This window comes from Lactococcus muris (assembly GCF_042849115.1).
Lineage (GTDB): Bacteria > Bacillota > Bacilli > Lactobacillales > Streptococcaceae > Lactococcus > Lactococcus muris.
This window is the reverse complement of sequence record NZ_BAAFQO010000051.1, coordinates 1-1,212: the sequence shown is the minus strand read 5'-3', so window position 1 is coordinate 1,212 and position 1,212 is coordinate 1. Positions and strand designations below refer to the sequence as shown.

General features: G+C 41.4%; 1 protein-coding gene. It reads left to right on the top strand.

The features are described from left to right. Positions 1 to 1,212, top strand: a 1,212-nt coding sequence (locus tag ACGHCK_RS11440) for a DUF445 family protein (protein WP_394304583.1), incomplete at both ends; no start/stop codon positions are given.

The following is a 1,212-nucleotide window of genomic DNA, read 5'->3' as shown; positions in this document are numbered from 1 at the left end:
CTGAGTCAGTATCTGAGTCAGTAAGTGAATCTGTATCTGAATCAGTGAGCGAATCCGTATCTGAGTCCGTATCTGAATCAGTGAGCGAATCCGTATCAGAGTCCGTATCAGAATCAGTAAGTGAATCCGTATCTGAGTCTGTATCTGAATCAGTAAGTGAATCTGTATCAGAGTCAGTAAGCGAATCTGTATCAGAGTCTGTATCAGAATCAGTAAGCGAGTCCGTGTCTGAATCAGTAAGTGAATCTGTATCTGAGTCAGTAAGCGAATCAGTTTCAGAATCCGTATCAGAGTCAGTGTCTGAGTCAGTAAGTGAATCTGTATCTGAGTCAGTATCAGAATCAGTAAGTGAATCTGTATCTGAGTCTGTATCTGAATCAGTGAGCGAATCCGTATCAGAATCAGTAAGTGAATCTGTATCTGAGTCCGTGTCTGAGTCAGTAAGTGAATCTGTATCTGAATCAGTGAGCGAATCCGTATCTGAGTCCGTATCTGAATCAGTGAGCGAATCCGTATCAGAGTCCGTATCAGAATCAGTAAGTGAATCCGTATCTGAGTCTGTATCTGAATCAGTAAGTGAATCTGTATCAGAGTCAGTAAGCGAATCTGTATCAGAGTCTGTATCAGAATCAGTAAGCGAGTCCGTGTCTGAATCAGTAAGTGAATCTGTATCTGAGTCTGTATCTGAATCAGTGAGCGAATCTGTATCAGAATCCGTGTCTGAGTCAGTATCAGAATCAGTAAGTGAATCCGTATCTGAGTCTGTATCTGAATCAGTGAGCGAATCAGTTTCAGAATCCGTATCAGAGTCAGTAAGCGAGTCCGTATCAGAATCAGTAAGTGAATCTGTATCTGAGTCAGTATCAGAATCAGTAAGCGAATCCGTGTCTGAGTCAGTATCTGAATCAGTAAGTGAATCTATATCCGAGTCCGTATCAGAATCTGTATCAGAGTCAGTGTCTGAGTCAGTAAGCGAATCTGTATCTGAGTCCGTATCAGAATCAGTAAGTGAATCTGTATCTGAGTCTGTATCTGAATCAGTGAGCGAGTCAGTGTCTGAGTCAGTATCAGAATCAGTAAGTGAATCCGTATCAGAATCAGTAAGTGAATCTGTATCAGAGTCTGTATCAGAGTCAGTGTCTGAGTCAGTAAGCGAATCCGTATCAGAGTCTGTATCTGAATCAGTAAGTGAATCCGTATCAGAATCAGTAA